14 protein-coding genes are annotated in these 17,847 nt (G+C 69.2%); 4 read left to right on the top strand and 10 right to left on the bottom strand.

What is annotated here, in order from left to right; genetic code table 11:
• Window positions 1-9: 9 nt before the first annotated feature.
• Both SPHPH_RS0101760 and SPHPH_RS0101755 read right to left on the bottom strand, forming a co-directional pair.
• Window positions 10-567: a PAS domain-containing protein gene (locus tag SPHPH_RS0101760; RefSeq protein ID WP_051272780.1), complete on the bottom strand. Its 558-nt coding sequence runs from the start codon at window positions 565-567 to the stop codon at window positions 10-12.
• Between the two features lie 114 nt (window positions 568-681).
• A complete protein-coding gene (locus SPHPH_RS0101755; RefSeq protein WP_028965142.1) occupies window positions 682-2,094 on the bottom strand; it encodes an L-serine ammonia-lyase in 1,413 nt (470 codons plus the stop codon).
• A 165-nt stretch (window positions 2,095-2,259) separates the two neighbouring features.
• On the opposite strand from SPHPH_RS0101755, the gene SPHPH_RS0101745 reads away from it, so the two are divergent.
• From SPHPH_RS0101745 to SPHPH_RS0101730, 4 genes are all read left to right on the top strand, one after another.
• Window positions 2,260-3,639 (top strand): hypothetical protein, encoded by a 1,380-nt coding sequence (locus SPHPH_RS0101745; RefSeq protein WP_028965141.1) that lies wholly within the window; start codon window positions 2,260-2,262, stop codon window positions 3,637-3,639.
• A 39-nt stretch (window positions 3,640-3,678) separates the two neighbouring features.
• Complete coding sequence (locus SPHPH_RS0101740; protein WP_028965140.1) at window positions 3,679-4,419, top strand: hypothetical protein; 741 nt, start codon at window positions 3,679-3,681, stop codon at window positions 4,417-4,419.
• Window positions 4,420-4,471: 52 nt separating this feature from the next.
• Window positions 4,472-5,095, top strand: coding sequence for a TetR/AcrR family transcriptional regulator (locus SPHPH_RS0101735; protein ID WP_028965139.1), 624 nt, complete (start codon window positions 4,472-4,474; stop codon window positions 5,093-5,095).
• Window positions 5,096-5,359: 264 nt separating this feature from the next.
• Window positions 5,360-5,767 (top strand): hypothetical protein, encoded by a 408-nt coding sequence (locus SPHPH_RS0101730; protein WP_028965138.1) that lies wholly within the window; start codon window positions 5,360-5,362, stop codon window positions 5,765-5,767.
• A gap of 100 nt (window positions 5,768-5,867) precedes the next feature.
• On the opposite strand, the gene SPHPH_RS0101725 is transcribed toward SPHPH_RS0101730, so the two are convergent.
• The 8 genes from SPHPH_RS0101725 to SPHPH_RS0101690 all read right to left on the bottom strand — a co-directional run bounded on the left by SPHPH_RS0101725 (window position 5,868) and on the right by SPHPH_RS0101690 (window position 17,846).
• Window positions 5,868-7,118, bottom strand: coding sequence for an arsenic transporter (locus SPHPH_RS0101725; RefSeq protein WP_028965137.1), 1,251 nt, complete (start codon window positions 7,116-7,118; stop codon window positions 5,868-5,870).
• 70 nt (window positions 7,119-7,188) lie between these two features.
• The gene (locus SPHPH_RS0101720) at window positions 7,189-8,457 is read right to left on the bottom strand and encodes an MFS transporter (protein WP_028965136.1); all 1,269 of its coding nucleotides are present in this window, start codon (window positions 8,455-8,457) and stop codon (window positions 7,189-7,191) included.
• Window positions 8,458-8,723: 266 nt separating this feature from the next.
• Window positions 8,724-9,215 (bottom strand): nucleoside deaminase, encoded by a 492-nt coding sequence (locus tag SPHPH_RS0101715; protein ID WP_028965135.1) that lies wholly within the window; start codon window positions 9,213-9,215, stop codon window positions 8,724-8,726.
• 210 nt (window positions 9,216-9,425) lie between these two features.
• The gene (locus SPHPH_RS0101710; protein WP_028965134.1) at window positions 9,426-11,768 is read right to left on the bottom strand and encodes a xanthine dehydrogenase family protein molybdopterin-binding subunit; all 2,343 of its coding nucleotides are present in this window, start codon (window positions 11,766-11,768) and stop codon (window positions 9,426-9,428) included.
• Entirely contained in the window at window positions 11,765-12,754 is a 990-nt protein-coding gene (locus SPHPH_RS0101705) for an FAD binding domain-containing protein (RefSeq protein ID WP_028965133.1), read from the bottom strand. The genes SPHPH_RS0101710 and SPHPH_RS0101705 overlap by 4 nt, the downstream gene beginning before the upstream one ends.
• Window positions 12,751-13,242: a 2Fe-2S iron-sulfur cluster-binding protein gene (locus tag SPHPH_RS18625; RefSeq protein WP_051272779.1), complete on the bottom strand. Its 492-nt coding sequence runs from the start codon at window positions 13,240-13,242 to the stop codon at window positions 12,751-12,753. The genes SPHPH_RS0101705 and SPHPH_RS18625 overlap by 4 nt, the downstream gene beginning before the upstream one ends.
• Window positions 13,243-13,320: 78 nt before the next feature.
• On the bottom strand, window positions 13,321-14,397 hold the full coding sequence (locus tag SPHPH_RS18620; RefSeq protein ID WP_238302804.1) for a lactonase family protein: 1,077 nt from the start codon (window positions 14,395-14,397) through the stop codon (window positions 13,321-13,323).
• 56 nt (window positions 14,398-14,453) lie between these two features.
• Window positions 14,454-17,846, bottom strand: coding sequence for a glycoside hydrolase family 2 (locus SPHPH_RS0101690; RefSeq protein WP_028965132.1), 3,393 nt, complete (start codon window positions 17,844-17,846; stop codon window positions 14,454-14,456).
• Between the last annotated feature and the right edge of the window lies 1 nt (window position 17,847).

Here is a 17,847-nt window from a genome sequence, read left to right as displayed (position 1 = left end):
GCGTCGGCGTCACGCACGATGGTCGTGCTCCAGTCCGGCGAGCATCATCTTGGCCTGCGCCACCGTCGCGGCACTGTTGGCGATCGTCAACAGCGTGCCCTCGACCACGATCCCGGCATCGCTCGCGATCGGCGACAGCCGTCCCAGCGTACGGCCAAGCTCGTCGTCATACTCGCTCAGCAATTCGGGCTGCGACCGGCTGACGTCGAATTGCGAGGCGAAGATGTAGCTGGCGGAGCCGTCGAGCGCGCGCAGCCGCGACATATACAGCAGGTTGACGAACGGCGTCCCGTCCTTCCGGAAATTCACGATCGGCGTGCGGACATTCTCCTGCCGCGGGTTGGCGAGGAACTCGCGCAGCCGCGCGCGCGGTTCCTCGTTCGGGGCCGATCGCTGCAACATCCGGCAGTTGCGGCCCAGAACGTCCTCCGGGCGATAGCCGGTCAGCGTGCAGAACCGCTCGCTGACGGCAAGCAGATGATTGTCGTCGTCGGCGGTCGCGATCGCCAGCGCGACACGCGACTGGCGTAGATAATCGAGCAGCGCAGAAGGAAGTTCGGGGGTCACGCATACTCCGATCCGAAACGATCTAGATGTGGATTACGCCCGAAGGCATCCGAACTACAACCGTCTTCGCTCGCGTGAGTGCCCCATTGCCGGTCGATGCCCGTTGCAGGTGCATCAACATTCCACCACGTTCACCGCCAGCCCGCCGAGGCTCGTTTCCTTATATTGCGTCCGCATATCCTCGCCCGTCTGGCGCATCGTCTCGATCACCGCGTCCAGGCTCACGACATGGCTGCCGTCGCCGCGCAGCGCCAGATAGGCGGCGTTGATCGCCTTCACCGCGCCCATCGTGTTGCGCTCGATGCACGGGATCTGCACCAGCCCGCCGATCGGATCGCAGGTGAGGCCAAGGTTATGCTCCATCCCGATCTCGGCGGCATTCTCGATCTGGCGATTGCTGCCCCCCAGCACCGCCGCCAGCGCCCCCGCCGCCATCGAACAGGCCACGCCCACCTCGCCCTGGCACCCCATCTCCGCGGCGGAAATAGACGCGCGCTTCTTGTAGAGCATCCCGATCGCCGCCGCGGTGTACAGGAAGCACCGCACCCCCGCCTGCCGCACCGGCGCGGGCTTGGTCTGCGCGACCAACGTCTCGTAAAAGCGCAGCACCGCCGGCAGCACGCCTGCCGCGCCGTTGGTCGGCGCGGTGACGACGCGCCCGCCCGCGGCATTCTCCTCGTTCACCGCCAGCGCCCACAGGCTCACCCATTCGAACACTTCCGCCGGATTGCGCCCCGGCGTGTTGCCGGTCAGCGCCTGCTCCAGTGCCCGCGCGCGCCGCCGCACCTTCAGCCCGCCGGGCAACAGCCCGTCCTGCGCGATCCCGCGATCGATGCACGCATCCATCGCCGCGTGCACCGCGTCGAGAAACGCGTCCGCCTCCGCGCCGCTGCGCCACGCCTCCTCGTTGCTGCGCACCAGCTCGGCGATCGACAGCCCGGTCGCATCGCCCAGCGCCAGCAATTCGGCGCTCGACGAAAATGGATAGCGTACCGCGACATTCTCGGTCGCCACCGGCGCGCCCTTGCGCAGGATCGCCCCGCCGCCGATCGAGAAATAGGTTTCGGCATAACCGGTCCCGTCCGCCAGCCGCGCGGTAAAGCTGATGCCGTTGGGATGTTCGGGCAGGAAGTCGCGCGGATGGAAGACGATGTCCGCCGCCTCGGCGAACGGGATCGGGCGCTTGTCCGCCAACCGCAGCCGCGAGGTTTCGCGGATCGTGTCCAGCAACGCCGGCGCGGCATCCGGGTCGACGCGCTCCGGCTCCCACCCCGCCAGCCCGAGGATCGCGGCGGTGTCGGTCGCGTGCCCCCGGCCGGTCAACGCCAGCGAGCCGTACAGGTCGCACCGCACGCCCACCACATCCTGCGCCAGCCCGATCGCGCGCTGCGCAAAGTCGAAGGCGGCGCGCATCGGACCGACGGTGTGCGAACTCGACGGGCCGATGCCGATCGTGAACAGCTCGGCGACGCTGATCGGGCGCAAGGCCGAGCGGTCGAGCGGAGCGGGGGTAAGCGCGGCGTACATCAGGTCCTCGGCCTCTGGTTCGACCGCCCTTGTGTCCGCTGCAACGCCGCTTGGCCACCCGGCACGATCATCGACGCGACCCGCTGCGGCGGCGCGCGCTTAGTCGAAACGATTATGGTGCGCGCGGTGGTCGCCATGTCAGGAAGAACGCGGAAGGACATCGCCATGCTCGACGCCGCCAGTTCGACCAATCGGTCTCCCAGCCCGTCCGCGCCACCGCCGCCGCCCCCCAGCGCGACGCCGCAGGGCGTCGCAACCGCCCGCGCGACGCAGCTCGCCCCCGCGAACCCGGCGCAGGTCGCGACGACGATGGTCCGGACCGCCACCGATCCCGCCACCGGCCGGATCGACACGCGGACGCTCGCCGAACAGGTGGTGGCCGCCGCCCGCACCGATCCGGCCGCAGCCAGCGCCGCTTATGCCGCGATCGAGACCGAAGTCGCGCAGCGCGGTGGCATCGGCGATGTCGGTCGCCTCTCGGCCGACGTTCAGGCCGCCGCGCGCGCGTCGCAGCCTGCGAACAACAACGACACGCCGCTCGGCACCACCGTCACCGGCGCGACGGTCCCGGCCGCCAATCGCGTGATCGCGGCCGGCGCGGACCAGGTCGCGCGCGGACAGGCGCTCGGCGCGCACGGCACGGCGCTCACGGATCGCGGCACCACCGTGGCCGCGCGCGGCACGCAGTTGCTCACCGACAATCCGATCCTGTCGGTCCGCTGGGAGGGGACGACCAGCGCCTGGACGCAGAGCGGCGGGCTCAGCGGCCCGCTGGCCGATCGGTTGCGCGCCGGCGGGATCGAGGTCGCGACCTGGACCAACCCGCCCCCTACCGGCAGCGTCGCGAAGGGTCAGGGTATCGACAAGGGCGTCGCCAACAACATCAACGGCTCGATCGCCGAACAGGCGATCGGCGACCGGTATCGCGCCGCCGGCTTCGACGTCACCACCGCGCCCGATGCCGCCAACCGGGTCCAGAATGGTGCCCGCGTCGTCGACGTCGTCGCCGAGCGCCCGAACGTCGATCCACGCCTCAATGTCCGCATCGAAACCGAGTCGAAGGTCGGCTACACGTCGGACACGGGCAAGGCCGGTCGCGAGGCGACGATGGACATCAACCGTCTCGCCGCCAACCAGACCGCGCGCACCACCGGCACCGCGCTGGAGGCCGAAGGCGCCACCCTCGCGCGCACCGGCGAGGCCGCGATGCGTGAGGGCGCCGGTGCCGTGCGCGCCGGGCAGGTGCTCGGCACGGTCGGCAAGGTCGCACGCCCGGTCGCGATCGCGATGGACGTGGTCGAGGTCGGTTCCGCCTTCCATGCCGATGGCGACCGGGTCGGTGAGAACACCGGGCGCAGCCTGTCCGGGCTCGCGGGCGGCGCGGCCGGCGGCTGGGGCGGCGCGGCCGCGGGGGCGGCGATCGGCACCGCGATCTTCCCCGGCGTCGGCACGGTCGTGGGCGGGATCATCGGCGGCGTGGCCGGCGGGCTCGCGGGCGACTCGGCCGGCCGCGGCGTCTTCGATACCGTGCGCAGCTGGTTCTGAACGCTGGCAGCGCCGGGCGACGACTGGTAGATCGTGGCCATGTCGAGGATTTCCGATTGGCTCACCGGCCGCAAGACGCCGGAACCGCATGAGGACGGACCGGCTGACGGCGGCGATCCCTATGGGATCCTCTCCGCGCGGCTCGGCGACTATCCGCCCGACCCTCCACGCCACTGCGGCGATCCCCGCACGCTCACCGCGGCGCAGCGCGCCGAGAACCTCGCCGATTTCCTCGCCCACGATGCCAAGCGTATCGCGATCCTCGCCGCCTGGCTCGCGCGCGAGGGGTTCGACGCGACCGCGCTGTTCGTCAGCGGCGACGCCGCGCGCGCCGAGGGCAAGCGGATCGACGACTGGCTGGCGCGTTGGGTGCCGCAACGTCCGCTCGACATGGTGCGCGGCGATGCCGAGGTGAATCCGCCGCTCGCGCGCTGGTTCGCCAGCGACCGCGCCGGCGCGGACCTCGTGTTCAGCTTCGTGTCCGATCTCGGCCGGCTCAACGCCGCGGCGATCGTCGCCGCCGATCCGCTGTTCCGCTGGACGATCGTCGAGGATGACCTCGACGCCGCGATCACCGGCGACCGCGCTGCCCAGCCCAGCGACCGCCGCTACCATCTCTGCCTGGTGCGCGACGCCTTCGACGGTTCGGTGCCGGTCGTCCTTGATCTGCCGCTCGCGCTGCTCGGGCTGGTGCACGGCCGAATGTCACCGCTCGGCGTACCGGTGGTCGCGCGCTTCCCGCTCTGGCTGTCCTCGATGGAGACCGGCACCGCCGCCTGACGCGGCCGCCCCCCTCGACGGATCGGGGCGGCGTCATTATATACCGGTCGTTATGGAATCGATCACCACCGCCGACGCCCCTGCTCCCACCCGTGGGCGTCCGCGCGAATTCTGCCCCGATGCGGCGCTGTCCGCCGCGCTCGGCGTGTTCTGGGCCAAGGGCTATGACGGCGCGTCGATGGCGGATCTGACCGCCGCGATGGGCATCACCAAGCCCAGCCTCTACGCCGCGTTCGGCAACAAGGAACAGCTCTTCCACCAGGCGCTCGACCGCTATGAGGCGGAGAAGCTGGCCTATACCCGTGAGGCATTGAAACAGCCAACCGCGCGCGCGGTCGCGGAGCATTTCATGCGCGGCGCGGTCGCGGCGCAGACCAGCACCTGCGATCCCAAGGGCTGCATGGGCGTCGTCAGCGCCAGCGCCTGCGGTGCCGAAGGCGATTCGATCAAGGCACACATCATGCAGCGCCGCCAATCCTCGAACGCCGCGCTCGTGGCGCGCTTCGAACAGGCGCGGCAGGACGGCGATCTGCCGTCAAATCTCGATCCGCAGGCGCTCGCTTATTACCTGTACGCGATCCTGCAGGGCATGGCGGTGCTCGCCACCTCCGGCGCGACGCGCGACGACCTCGACGGCGTCGTGTCGATCGCGCTCTCGATGTGGCCGACATCTTGATCCAGAAATAAATTACCGATCGGTACACAAAGCCGTTGACGGGCGTTCGGACGGTTTATATACCACACGGTATGGAATGAGGAGCCAGCGCGGTTCCTCCTCATCGCAGGAGCCGCTCATGGATCCTCGTTGCTTCGTTCGTACCGGCTCGTCTTGAGAGGGGCGCGCTCCGCCCGCTCTTTGCCTTTCACCTGCCAGCGCTTCCACCCGTCGTCCGCGACGTCGGGAACGGCTGCGCCCGCCCGTTTCCAAGGGAGTTCGCCCATGGCCTATCTGATGCTCGACGACGATCGCTCGGTCGTCACCACCGCCCCCCTCCCCGCCGCGATCACGCCGTGCGCCGATCCGCTGCCGACCGACGCCCCGGCGCGGCTCAGCGCGCTCGAATGGTCGGTCGTGGCGCTCGCGCGCAAGGACCGGCTGTGGTCGCTCGACAAGCCCGGCCGGATCGCCAAGGCGATGTCGGTGCTCTTCAAGCCGCCACACAACCACATGCTCGCCGACGACCGGCTCGAGGCGCTTCGCCGCATCGCGGTGCTTGGCTGGCACTATGGCTATACGATCCCGACCGAGGAGCTGAAGCGCTTCCTCCGCGCCGGCTTCTCGCCCGCGCAATACGAGCTGATGATGGACAGCATCGGCGTCGCCAGACTGCGCAGCGCGCAGCGCTGATTCCCTGTCATCCCGGACCTGATCCGCGATCCCGCTTCTTCCTTGCGAGCCAAAGAAAGAAGCGGGGCCCCGGATCAAGTCCGGGGCGACGAAGAGATGTTCACCCGATCAACAATCGCGCCCCCAAAGCCGCGACCAGCGCCGGAATCATCGTCGCCGCCCCCACCTTCAGGAACCGCCAGAACCCGACATCCTCGCCCTCGCGCCGGATCGCCTGCAACCACAGGATCGTCGCGAGGCTCCCGGTGATCGACAGGTTCGGCCCGAGATCGACCCCGATCAGCAGCGCATCGACGATCACCCTCGGCGGCTGCGCCTGCGCCACCGCGGTACTCGCGATCAACCCGGCGGGCAGGTTGTTCATCAGGTTCGACCCGAACGCGAGGATCGTCCCGCTCCACGCCGCCCCACGCAGCGGGTCCGCGGCCAAACCGCGCAGCCCATTCGCCACCCACGCGATCACCCCGGTGCGATCGAGCGCCTCGACCAGCACGAACAGCCCCGCGACCAGCGGCAGCACGCTCCACGACACCGATCGCATCGTCGCGACCGGCGAACGCCGCACCAGCGCCGCCACCACCAGCATCGTGGCGACGCCCGCGATACAGGTCGGCAACCCCAACGGCCGATCCAACGCCGAGACGACCAGCAACAGCAAGGCCGTCGCCGCAATCCCCGCCAGCGCCGCCTTGCCCGCCGCGCTCAGCGGCTCGCGCGCCACCGCCGCCTCGCACGTCCCGGTCAGCCGCGCGCGCTCGACGTAGCGCAAGGCGAGGAACGTCACCACGATCGCCGCCACCGACGGCGCGGCGAACGACGCGAACCACGCCCCCGGCGGCGGCATCTTCCCCCCGTACAGCACCAGATTGGCCGGGTTCGAGATCGGCAGGACGAAGCTCGCCGCATTGGCGATCAGCGCACACGCGAACAGCAACGGCAGCGGCTCGGCCTTCGCCTTGCGCGCCGCGGCATAGACCGCCGGGGTCAGCACCACCGCGGTTGCGTCGTTCGACAGGAAGGTCGTCGTCACCACCCCGGTCGCATAGACCAGCAGGAACAGCCGCGTCGGCGAGGCTTTGGCATGGCCGACCGCGGTCGCCGCGACCCAGTCGAACAACCCCTGCTCGCGCGCGGTTTCGCTCAACAGCATCATGCCGATCAGGAACAGATAGACGTCGCCGCCTTTCGCCACCGCCCCCAGCGCATCGCCCGGAGTCACCAGCCCGAACAGCAGCAGCGCCACTGCACCCGCCACCGCCCAGATCGCCTCCGGCCAGCGGAACGGCCGCGCGATCACGCCCGCGGTGGCGGCGGCGCAAATCCCCCAGGTCGCCCCCGTGGCAAGGATCATCGCGCGCGGTCGGACGGTATGAACATGCCGCCCCCCTGCCCCAACGCCCGTCGCTTCGCCAGCGTCCGCGTCACGCCTGCGCCGCCGCGCACGCCTCGCGCACCACGCCCGCGAACACGATCCACAACGCCACGCTCACCAGTGCGAAGCTGCCCAGTATATAGAAAGCGATGTGGTAGCCGAGTTCCTGCGCCAGCCACCCGCCGATCGCCGGGCTCAGCGACGCACCGACGCCCTGCACCGTCATCACCGCGCCCTGCCCGACATTCACCCGCCCCGTGCCGTTCAACAGGCACGCGACCAGCCCCGGCACCGCGACGCTCTGCAATCCCGCGCCGATTCCGTCGAGCGCCTGCACCGGCCACACCCCCCAATGCTCGATGAACGTCCCCGCCAACGCGCCGCGCACCGGCAGCGCCGCGAACGAGATCAACAATACCAGCCAGTAACCCCGCCCCGCCGACATCCGTGTCGCGACCAATGCGGCGACGATCATCACCGCCTGCGCCACCACCACCGTCTCGGCGGTGAAGATCGCTGCATTGCCCTTCCCTGCGCCGACCACCGCCAGCCCATAGAGCGGCAGCATCGCGCCGTTGCCGAGGTGGAAACACGCCAAAGCGGCGGCGAGCACCAGCATCGGCTTGTTGCGGAGGAGTGCGCGAAAGCCTTCCGCCTGCCCGCCTTCCGCATCGTCGTCATCGCCTTTTTCCAGCCCGCGCGCCGCGCGGTGGTCGATCGCCTTTTCCGGGATCATCAGCACGCTGTTGATCGCCAGCACGCCAAAGACGGCGGCAAGATAGAAGATCGCCGGCATCCCGAACCGCCAGCCAAGATATCCCGACAGCCCCGCGCCGACCATGTTGCCGGCATGGTTCCACGCCTGATTGCGCCCGTTCTGCGCGTTGAAGCCCTTTTGGCGGACGATCCCCAGCGTCATGCCCGTCACCGCCGGCCCGATCGCCGCCCCCGCGATTGCAGTCGCAACCTGGCTGACCGTCACCACCCACCCGGCCTGCGAGAACAGGATCAGGAAAGACGCCATGACGGTGCAGATGCCGGTGACGATCACCACCAGCCGCTTCTTCTCGGTATGGTCGATGAACGCGCCTGCGGGCACGGTCATCAACATGCCCGCCACCCCGCCGGCGGTCATCACCGATCCGATCGGCCCCGCGGTCCAGCCGCGCTGCTGGAGAAACACGCCCAGAAACGGGCCGATCCCCGCCTGCATGTCCGCCATGAAGAAGTTGAGCGCCTCCAGCGGCCGCGTCGCGCGCTTCCGCTCATCGTCACGCGACAGCGAAGCTCCGCCAAGCATATCCGCCACCGTCGCCATGATCCGCGCTCCTCCACCGTTCGCGCGCCCAACCCGGCAACAATCGGAAATATCCCGTTCAACCCTAATTTATATTGCTGACCGGCGTTCAGAAGCCGGCGAGGGTCGGGGTCCAGTGGGGGACGCTGATAAGGCGTGGCCAATGCCCGTCGTCCCGGACTTGATCCGGGGCCCCGCTTCTTCTTCGCGACCGGGTAAGAAGAGAAAGCGGGATCCCGGATCAAGTCCGGGATGACGAAAGAAGACAAATAATCGGCCGACCCACCTTAAAGGTTCGCCTGCTCATCCTCCGGCAACTCGGCGTCGGGCGGATAGTAAAGCGCCGCACATTCTTCGCGCAGGCACCCGCCCTCGATCACGATGTCGTCACGATAGGCGTCAGCGATGAACGACAGCGTGTCGACGTGCTTCGCCTCGAAATACATCGCATGAACGTCGTCGCGCCCCGCGCCATAAACGACTCGCCCGACCTTCGACCAGATCGACGCCATCGTGCACATCCCGCACGGCTGCAGCGTCGAATAAAGCGTCGCGTCGCGCAGCTCCAGCGCGCCCTCCGCCTCGCAGCCGCGGCGGATCGCCATCATCTCGGCATGCGCAGTGGCGTCGGGCAGTTCGTGGGTCTGGTTGCGCTCGGCGGCGATCACCCGCCCGCCCCGCACGATCACCGATCCCAGCGGCGAGGTGGAAGGGTCGCTGCCCTTGGAGCGCGCGACCTTGATCGCCTCGCGCATCCAGCGTTCGTCATCCTGTGTCATCGCCGCTCAACGCGGGAATGCGCAAACGGGTGCCCCCCTCTCGTCGCCCCGGACTTGATCCGGGGCCCCGCTTCTTTCTTCGTCGCAACCGACTGACACTCTCCCCCACGTCATTGCGACCGGCGAAGGCCGGGGGAAGCAATCCAGGGCCGGACCAAGACGCCCTGGATTGCTTCGCTACGCTCGCAATGACGAAAGCGCCGGCTCACCTCACAACAACTTGTCCAACGTAATCGGCAGCTCCCGCACGCGCTTGCCCGTCGCATGCCACACCGCGTTGGCGACCGCCGCCGCGACGCCGGTGATCCCGATCTCGCCGATCCCGTGCGCGCCCATCGGCGTGTGCGGATCGGGGATGTCGGTCCACAGCACGTCGATCTCGGGCACGTCCATATGCACCGGCAGATGATATTCGGCGAGGCTCGGGTTCATGATCCGCCCGTTGCGCTCGTCGAACTGCGTCTCCTCCATCAGCGCCATCCCCAGCCCCATGATCATCCCGCCGCGGAACTGGCTGGCGGCGGTGCGCGGGTTGAGGATACGCCCGCAATCGAACGACCCCAGCAAGCGGCTGACCCGCAGCTCGCCGGTCACCGCATTGACCCGCACCTCGCAGAAGATCGCGCTGTGCGAGTGCATCGACCAGTGCATCAGCTCCAGCGGCATCGACCCCGCCTTGGTCACCGACACCGCACCGCGCTGCGCACGCGACAGGATCGAGGCGTAGCTCTCGCGTCGCGACGGATCGGTGCGGCTCGCCAGCCCACCGTCGATGCTCCCGACCTCGTCCGCCGACAGCCCCGCCAGCGGCGAGTCGTTGCCCGCCAGCTTGAGCAGATCGGCGACCAAAGCATTATGCGCCCCGATCACCGCCGCGCCGATCGCCGCGGTCTGCTGCGACCCACCCGCCATGATCGCGCCAGGAATCGCCGAGTCGCCGTATCCGACCTCGACCTGTTCGATCGGCAGCCCCAACCGCTCCGCCGCGACGATCGCGGTGGTGGTGGAGGTGCCCATCCCCATCTCCGCCGCCGCTACGTCGACCTGCGCGCGCACCGCATCGCCGTCGCGCGTCAGCGTGATCCGCGCCTCCGCGCCGGGCATCCGGTAATAGGGATAGGTGCCGGTCGCGCAGCCGGTGCCGATCAGCCACTCGCCCTCGCGCCGCACCCCGGCGCGCGGATCGCGCCCGGCCCAGCCGAACCGCTCCGCCCCCTGCCGCCATGCGGTGACGATATGCCGCGACGAGAAGGGCACGCCGCTCAGCGGGTCCTTCTCGGGCTCGTTGAGGAGACGCAGCTCGACCGGATCGATCCCCAGCTCCACCGCCAGCTCGTCGACCGCCACCTCCAGCGCGAAGGTGCCGACCGCCTCGCCCGGCGCGCGCATGAAGGTGTTGGCGAGCATGTTCATCCGCGCCACCTCGACCTTCAGCGCGAAGCTGCGCGCGGCATAGGTACAGCGCGTGCCGAGGATGAACGGCTCGGGCATGTTGTTGTGCGGGGTCATCACCGACATGCCGGTGTGGACGATCGCGTCGAACGTCCCGTCCGCTTGCGCGCCGATCGCGACGCGCTGCTCGGTCAGCGTCCGCCCGCCGACCGTTCGGTACACGCCCTCGCGCGACAGCGTGATCCGCACCGGGCGTCCCGCCAGCTTCGCCGCCGCCGCGCCGATCACCTGATGGTCCCACAGCCCCTTGCTGCCGAACCCGCCGCCGACATAGGGCGAGGTCAGCCGCACCTTGTCCGCCGCCAGCCCGAACACCGCACCGATCGACTCGGCCTGTTGCGAGACCATCTGGCTGGCGTCGTGAATCACCAGCCCACCGTCGACCCACGCGATCGTCGCGGCGTGCGGCTCGATCGGATTGTGGTTGTGGCGCGGCGTGCGATAGGTCTGGTCGACCTTGACCGGCGCCTTCGCCAGCAGCGCCTCGGCATCGCCGACGTCGTTGCGCAGCGGCTGGCCGAAGAACATCGCCTGCTCGGTCCCGTTCGCCACCGCCCCGGCGACCGTGGTGGTCGAGGGTTCGGCGTCATAGCTGACGTTCAGCAGCGACGCGGCATGATCGGCCTGCTCCTGCGTCTCGGCGAGCACGCACGCGACCGGCTGCCCGTTCCAGTGGATGCGGTCGTCCTGAAGCACCGGCAGGTTGTGCGGCCCGACCGCGTTCGGCGACGACCCGAACACCGGCATGTTCTTCATCCGCGGCGCGTTGAGGTGCGTCATCACCAGCACCACGCCCGGCGCAGCTTCCGCCGCCGCGCTGTCGATCGCCGCGACGCGCCCGCGCGCGATCGTCGCATAGACCAGCGCCGCATAGGTCATGTGCTCGAAACGATATTCCGCCGCAAACGCCGCCGCGCCCGTCACCTTCAGCGCGCCGTCCAGCCGCGACACCGGCGTCCCGATCAGCCCGTGCTTGCGCGCGATCAGCGGGTCAGGCTTGCCGCCCGGAATCCAGCTGTCGGGCGCGAGCGGCACCAATTTCTGCATCGCCCCCATCATCAGCCCCTGCGCGACCTGCTTGGCGTCGTCGACGATGCTCATGCCGTCTCTCCCGTCTTCAGCGCGTTCAGCACCGCGATCAAGGTCCGCGTCGCCAGCGCCGGCTTGAACGCATTGTCGCGCAACAATTGCGCATCGGCGAACTCAAGCGCCGCCGCCGCCCCGATCGCCTCGTCGGTCAGCGCCGCCCCGCGCAGCGCGCCCTCAACCTGCGTCGCGCGCCACGGCTTGTGCGCCACCCCGCCGAACGCGACACGAATGTCCGCGACCTGCTCGCCCTCCATCTCCAGCGCCGCCGCCACCGAGATCAGCGCAAAGGCATAGCTCGCCCGATCCCGCACCTTGCGATACGTCGACCGCGCCGCGACCGACAGCGCCGGCAACTCGACGGCGGTAATCAGCTCGCCCGGCTCCAGCACCGTATCCAGATCGGGCCGCTCGCCCGGCAGGCGGTGGAAGTCCCCGAACGCCACCGTCCGCGTCGCGCCTTGGCGCTCGACATGCACCACCGCATCCAGCGCCGCGAGCGCCACGCACATATCGGACGGATGCGTCGCGACACACGCCTCGCTCGCGCCGAGCACCGCATGGATGCGCGTGAACCCGCCCCGCGCGTCACACCCGCTCCCCGGCTCCCGCTTGTTGCAACGCGAGCCGTCGGTATCGTAGAAATAGGTGCAGCGCGTCCGCTGCATCAGATTGCCGCCGACCGTCGCCATGTTCCTGATCTGCGCCGACGCCCCCGCAAGGATCGCGCGCGCCAAGACCGGATAGCGCTCCCGCACCACCGGATGCGCCGCCAAAGCGGTGTTGCGCACCCCCGCCCCGATCAGCAACCCGCCGTCGTCGGTTTCGCTGATCGCACCCGACAGCGCCGAGACATCGACCAGCCGCTCCGGCCGCGCGACCGTCTCGCGCAACAGGTCGACCAGATTGGTCCCGCCGCCCAAGTAGGCCGCGCCCGGCGCATTCCCCATCCGCACCGCCTCGGCGACATCGCCGGCCCGGTCGTAGCGGAACGGCGTCATGCCACCGTCTCCAGAATGGCGTCGATGATCCCGTTATGCGCGCCGCAGCGGCAGAGATTGCCGCTCATCCGCTCCTGCACCTCCGCGCGCGTCAGCGTCACCGCGCCGCCCAGATCGGCGGAGACATGGCTCGGCACGCCCCGCTTCGCCTCCGCCGCCATCCCGATCGCCGAGCAAATCTGCCCCGGCGTGCAATAGCCGCACTGAAACCCGTCATGTTCGATGAACGCGGCCTGCAACGGATGCAGCGCATCGCCCTCCGCCAGCCCCTCGATCGTCGTGATGTCGCGCCCGTCGTACTGCACCGCCAGCGCGAGGCACGACAGGATGCGCTCACCGTCGACCAGCACCGTGCACGCCCCGCACGCGCCCTGATTGCAGCCCTTCTTGGTGCCGGTCAGGTGCAAGGTCTCGCGGAGGTGATCCAGCAGCGAGACGCGCGGATCGCCGGGCGGGTCCACCGCCAAGCCATTGACGACGATCGACATCCCACTCTCCATCTTCAGACAGAAACACAGGATAACAATCATTTCGCGCGGCGGAAGCCCCGCGCGCGACAATAGTCGTCACACGCCGATGAACACCGCCGAGGGAATCCGCACCACCTGCGTCGGACGCAACGGCACCCCGTCACGCCCGACCGGCAGCCGCGCGACATCGCCCGATCGCTGGTTGGCGACCAGCATCTCGCCAGATGCCTCCAGCAACCGGAAATAGCGCGGCCAATGCCCGCCGCTCGCGACATGCCCGATCAGCCGCAGCTCGCCCCGGCTGTCGATCGCGAAGGTCGCGATACTGTCGTGCCCGCGGTTGGAGACATACAGCCGCGTCCCCGTCGCGTTCATCGCGATATGCCCGGCATAGCTCTCGCCGCGGTAGCCGGCGGGCACCGTGGACAGCACCTTGCGCGCCACGAGGCGCCCGTCCGGCAACGCGCGCAACACCGTCACCGTGTTCGCCAGTTCGGCGACCAGATAGGCGACCGGCACGCGCGGATGCCGCGCCAGATGCCGCGGCCCCGATCCCGGCACCGCGCGATAGGCGATATCGGTCCCCGTGACGCCAGCCGCCCCGAGCCGATGCGCGAAGATCGTGTCCGCGCCCAGATCGACCGAATGCAGCGTTCGCCCGTCGCGCGTAAAGCCAACCCAATGCGCATGCGGCCCGGCCTGCCGCTCCTTGTTGGGGCCGCTGCCCTTGTGCTGAAGCGCGAGCACCGGCCCCTTCGGCAGCCCAGTCGCCCGATCGAGCGTCCAAAGCGCGACGCTCCCGCTCGAATAATTGGCCGCCGCCAGTATCCCGCCGTCCGGCGACAACGCGGCATGGCACGGGTCCGCGCCCAGCGTCGACGACGCCGCGACCCGGCGGAAGCCACGATCGTAGACCCCCAGCCCGCCCTTCTGTTGCTCGTCGAGCACGTAGCGCAGCCCGCGCGCGCCGCCGACCGCAAACGAGGCGTTGCGGATGCCCGCCACCGCGGCCCCGCTCCCCCACGCGTCGCCGACCTTGCGCAGCGGCACCACGCCCGCCCCGCCCTCGGCCACATAGGTCCCGACCCACAGGGCCGGCGCGGCGACCGCCGCCCGCACCGGCAACGCGCCCAGCGCCAGCAGGCCACCGACGCAGCCGCGCCGTGTCATCATCAGGGTTCGATCATCATTCATGACCGCAGCCAACGCTTTTTGTCCCGCGTCGTCAATCACCCGGCCGGGATCGTCGCGGCGGGCACGTTCCACCCGGACAGCGTCACACGCGGCGCGCCCGCGACCGCCGCCGGATAACGGATCGCGATCTCACGCCGCTCGCCGGGCAGCAGCGAGACGTAATTGTCGTCGTAGAACGCCGGCAGGATGCGCTTGCCCGCCGCGTCGACCAGCGTCAGCTTGGCGTTGAGCGCGGGCGTCGCGGTGTCGTTCGCCAGCGTCACGCGCAAGACGCGATCATTGCCCTCGACCACCGCCGCCGCCGCGCGCGCGGTCAGCGCCGCCGGCGCCAGCGTATCGAGCGCGCGATAGGCGCTCTCATCACGCCCGCGCCAGTAGAAGTTCTCCGACACCGCCGCCCCGTCCGCGCCGATCAGCGACAGCTTGACCAGCACCATCGGGTTCGCCGCGAACAGCCCGTCGAGCGGCACCGCCGCCAGCGCGGTCGCACGATTGGCGAGCGCATCCAGCTTCGTGTCGCGCGCGAACAATTCACGATTGTCGAGTCCCACCACCTTCACCCGCGCGATCAGCCCCTTGGCATCGGCCTGCGTGGTATTGAGCACCACCAGTTCATTGCCCGGCAGGTTCAGCTGGACGTGCAGCGGCTCGACCGCCTTCTTCGCCCCGTAATAGGACGCCTGTGTGTCGTAATCCCACGAATAGATCTGCCACGCGTTCGACGGCCACGCCGGGTGCGTCATCCACAGCAAGCGCCCGGAATTCTTGGTCCACAAATGCCCCAGGAACCCCTCGTACATCGCCTTGTGCGTTTCGAGGTTCATCATCTGCGCCTTGCGCTCGAAATCGGCGAAGCTGGTGCCCGCACCATACATGCGGTCGAGCGCGGCCATGAACGTCTTGGTGTCGCCGTTCCCGCCGAAATGCCAGTCGTGATAGGCGAGCACGTCGCTCAGCGGCCAACGGTCGCCCGCGGGCACGTAGCTGGCGATCGACTCGGCGGTCGAGAAGGACGGCGTGCCGGTCTCGACCGAGAAGCCGGTGGCGAGATCGGTGAAATAGCCGACCGGCGCACGGTAATTGTACGGCCCCGACCCCTGCAGGTTCACGACGTTCGAGCTGCCGGTGAACCAGCGCGTGCCGTCCAGTTCGAACACCGCCTTCGCCAGCCCCTCGTTGAGCACCGGATAGGGCACGCCCTCATTGCGCCCGAACCACAGGATGATCGACGGATGGTTGCGATAGCGCGCGATCGTGTCGCGCGCGTTGTCGAGGAACAGCGACGCATCTTCCGGTTCGATCTGGAAATTCTGCGTCGACTGCCAGAAGTCGTTGAGGACCATCATGCCGTTCTCGTCGGCGAGGTCGAAGAACTCCTCCTCGTTGTTATTGCCCATCCAGTTGCGGATGATGTTCATATGCGCCTCGCGCTGGAGGCGGAAATAGGGCGCAAGCCGGTCATAGCTGACGCGCTTCATCGCATCGTCCATGCCCCAGTTTCCGCCGCGCGCCGCGATCCGCACGCCGTTGACGCGGATCGTCAGATGCGGCTCGGGCAAAGTCTCGGCGATCGGCGTCACGCCCCGCGACGTCTCGCCCGCCGCGGTCAGCGACTCCGCCCAGCCGGTCGGCGATTGCTTGATCGCGGCGTGGCGAATGTCGATCAGCGGCGTCCCCGCCAGCCCGCCGTCGGTGGTCTGGACGTTAACGCGCCGCATTGCGCCGGCCGCATCGAACAGCGACAGGTCGTAGCTGACCTCGCGAATCCCGAACCGCGCCTTGCGCTGGTCGGACACGCCCCGCGCATCCGCGACCTGATAGGTCACGTCATACAGATGCGGCGCGCCATAGCCGTTCGGCCACCACAATTTCGGATCGGCGACGCTCAGCTGGCGGAACTCGGCGGGCGTGAACCTCACCTCGCTCTTGCCCGCCGGGGCGGTCACCTGCTTCTCGACCGTCACACCCTCGAACGCGACGCGCACCGTCACCGGCGTCGCCGCCCCGGCATTGTCGAGCGGCACCGTGACATAGACGTCGGCGCGATCGGTGCGCGGCAGCGGCAGATCGGTCACAACATGCGGGTCGCCGATCCGCACCGCGCCGGTCGCGACCAGCTCGACGGGCCGCCACAGCCCGGTGTTGCGGTCACGGATGCCGGGGATCCAGTCCCAGCCCTCGGTCGCGACGAACGTCGGCCCGTCGATCGCGAGCTGCCCGCCATTCTCGCCGACGCCTGCGCTCACCGATTGCTCGTGCGGGATACCGGGATGCGGCGGCGGCGACACGCGCACCGCAATGACATTCTCCCCCGCGACCGGCACATAATCGAACTGCCCGCGCACGAACGCGCCATGCGTCTCGCCCAGTCGCTGCCCGTTCGCCCAGATCTCCGACGCATAGTTGATCCCGCCGAACACCAAAGTCAGCCGCTTGCCCGCCGCCGCGGCGGGAACGGTAAAGCGCGTGCGATACCAATAATCCTGCCGCGCGAGGCTTTCGGGGATCTTGAGATTGTTCAGCCCATAATAGGGATCGGGATAGACGCCGCGATCGACCAACGTCTGGAGCACCGTCCCCGGCACCGTCGCCGCGCGCCACGTCCCCGAAGGCGCGCCGGGCCGCGACAGCGTCGCGCCGTCTCCCTTCACCTCGGGCGCAGCGGCGAGCGTCCAGCCGTTCACCTGCCAGCGATCGTCCGCCACCGGCTGCATCACCGCGACATTCGCCAACGGCTTCGCGACGGGCGCGGTATAGGCACCGTCGCGCGACTGCGGCAGCGTCCACGCGTCCTGCTGGGTCGTCAGCCCGATATTGGCCTGCTTCTGAAACGGCCAGCCGACCCCGACCTCGGTCATCTGCACCAGCGCCGCATCGGGCCTCGCCCGCGCGATCGCCGCCACCTGCCGCGCGTCGAGCGCCGCGCCGGTGACGCGTGCGTCGATCAGCTGTCCGCCGAAATGCGGCTGGCCCGCGTCCGCCGGCGCGATCGCGATCTGCGCCGCGACCGCGCTGGATCGCGCCGCGCCACCACCGACGCGGCGGCCGTCGAGATACAAGGTCACCCGCGCGCCGTCCGATACGGCGGCGAGATGATGCCAGCCCTTCGGCACCACGGCACCGCGCAGCACCGTCGTGCCATCACGCAGCACCATTCGCCCCTTTTCGAGCGACAAGGCGCGAGCGGAGGCTGGTATTCCAAGCCGGATCAGCGTCCCCGACGCGTCATTCTCCGCACCCGCGTCGACCCAGGTCGCGATCGTGTACGGCCCCCCTGCGGCGACCAGCGCCTCCGCCTGCTCCAAAGGCCGCTCGACCCCGATACCGCCCTGAAGAAAACGCGCATTGTACGGCCCGGCATTGCCGATTTCCTGCGCCTGCGCGCTCCCCGCCAGCAACATTCCGGCGATCATCGTCGTCCCGCGCATC

Source organism: Sphingomonas phyllosphaerae FA2, from assembly GCF_000427645.1.
GTDB lineage: Bacteria > Pseudomonadota > Alphaproteobacteria > Sphingomonadales > Sphingomonadaceae > Sphingomonas > Sphingomonas phyllosphaerae.
This window is presented reverse-complemented; position numbering and strand designations above follow the sequence as displayed.

What these genes read in the sequence shown, in the direction of transcription:
- SPHPH_RS0101755 (WP_028965142.1), bottom strand. Translation starts at nt 2,094, where the DNA reads ATGTACGCCGCGCTTACCCCCGCTCCGCTCGACCGCTCGGCCTTGCGC.
- SPHPH_RS0101745 (WP_028965141.1), top strand. Translation starts at nt 2,260, where the DNA reads ATGCTCGACGCCGCCAGTTCGACCAATCGGTCTCCCAGCCCGTCCGCG.
- SPHPH_RS0101740 (WP_028965140.1), top strand. Translation starts at nt 3,679, where the DNA reads ATGTCGAGGATTTCCGATTGGCTCACCGGCCGCAAGACGCCGGAACCG.
- SPHPH_RS0101735 (WP_028965139.1), top strand. Translation starts at nt 4,472, where the DNA reads ATGGAATCGATCACCACCGCCGACGCCCCTGCTCCCACCCGTGGGCGT.
- SPHPH_RS0101730 (WP_028965138.1), top strand. Translation starts at nt 5,360, where the DNA reads ATGGCCTATCTGATGCTCGACGACGATCGCTCGGTCGTCACCACCGCC.
- SPHPH_RS0101725 (WP_028965137.1), bottom strand. Translation starts at nt 7,118, where the DNA reads ATGATCCTTGCCACGGGGGCGACCTGGGGGATTTGCGCCGCCGCCACC.
- SPHPH_RS0101720 (WP_028965136.1), bottom strand. Translation starts at nt 8,457, where the DNA reads ATGGCGACGGTGGCGGATATGCTTGGCGGAGCTTCGCTGTCGCGTGAC.
- SPHPH_RS0101715 (WP_028965135.1), bottom strand. Translation starts at nt 9,215, where the DNA reads ATGACACAGGATGACGAACGCTGGATGCGCGAGGCGATCAAGGTCGCG.
- SPHPH_RS0101710 (WP_028965134.1), bottom strand. Translation starts at nt 11,768, where the DNA reads ATGAGCATCGTCGACGACGCCAAGCAGGTCGCGCAGGGGCTGATGATG.
- SPHPH_RS0101705 (WP_028965133.1), bottom strand. Translation starts at nt 12,754, where the DNA reads ATGACGCCGTTCCGCTACGACCGGGCCGGCGATGTCGCCGAGGCGGTG.
- SPHPH_RS18625 (WP_051272779.1), bottom strand. Translation starts at nt 13,242, where the DNA reads ATGTCGATCGTCGTCAATGGCTTGGCGGTGGACCCGCCCGGCGATCCG.
- SPHPH_RS18620 (WP_238302804.1), bottom strand. Translation starts at nt 14,397, where the DNA reads ATGATGACACGGCGCGGCTGCGTCGGTGGCCTGCTGGCGCTGGGCGCG.
- SPHPH_RS0101690 (WP_028965132.1), bottom strand. Translation starts at nt 17,846, where the DNA reads ATGCGCGGGACGACGATGATCGCCGGAATGTTGCTGGCGGGGAGCGCG.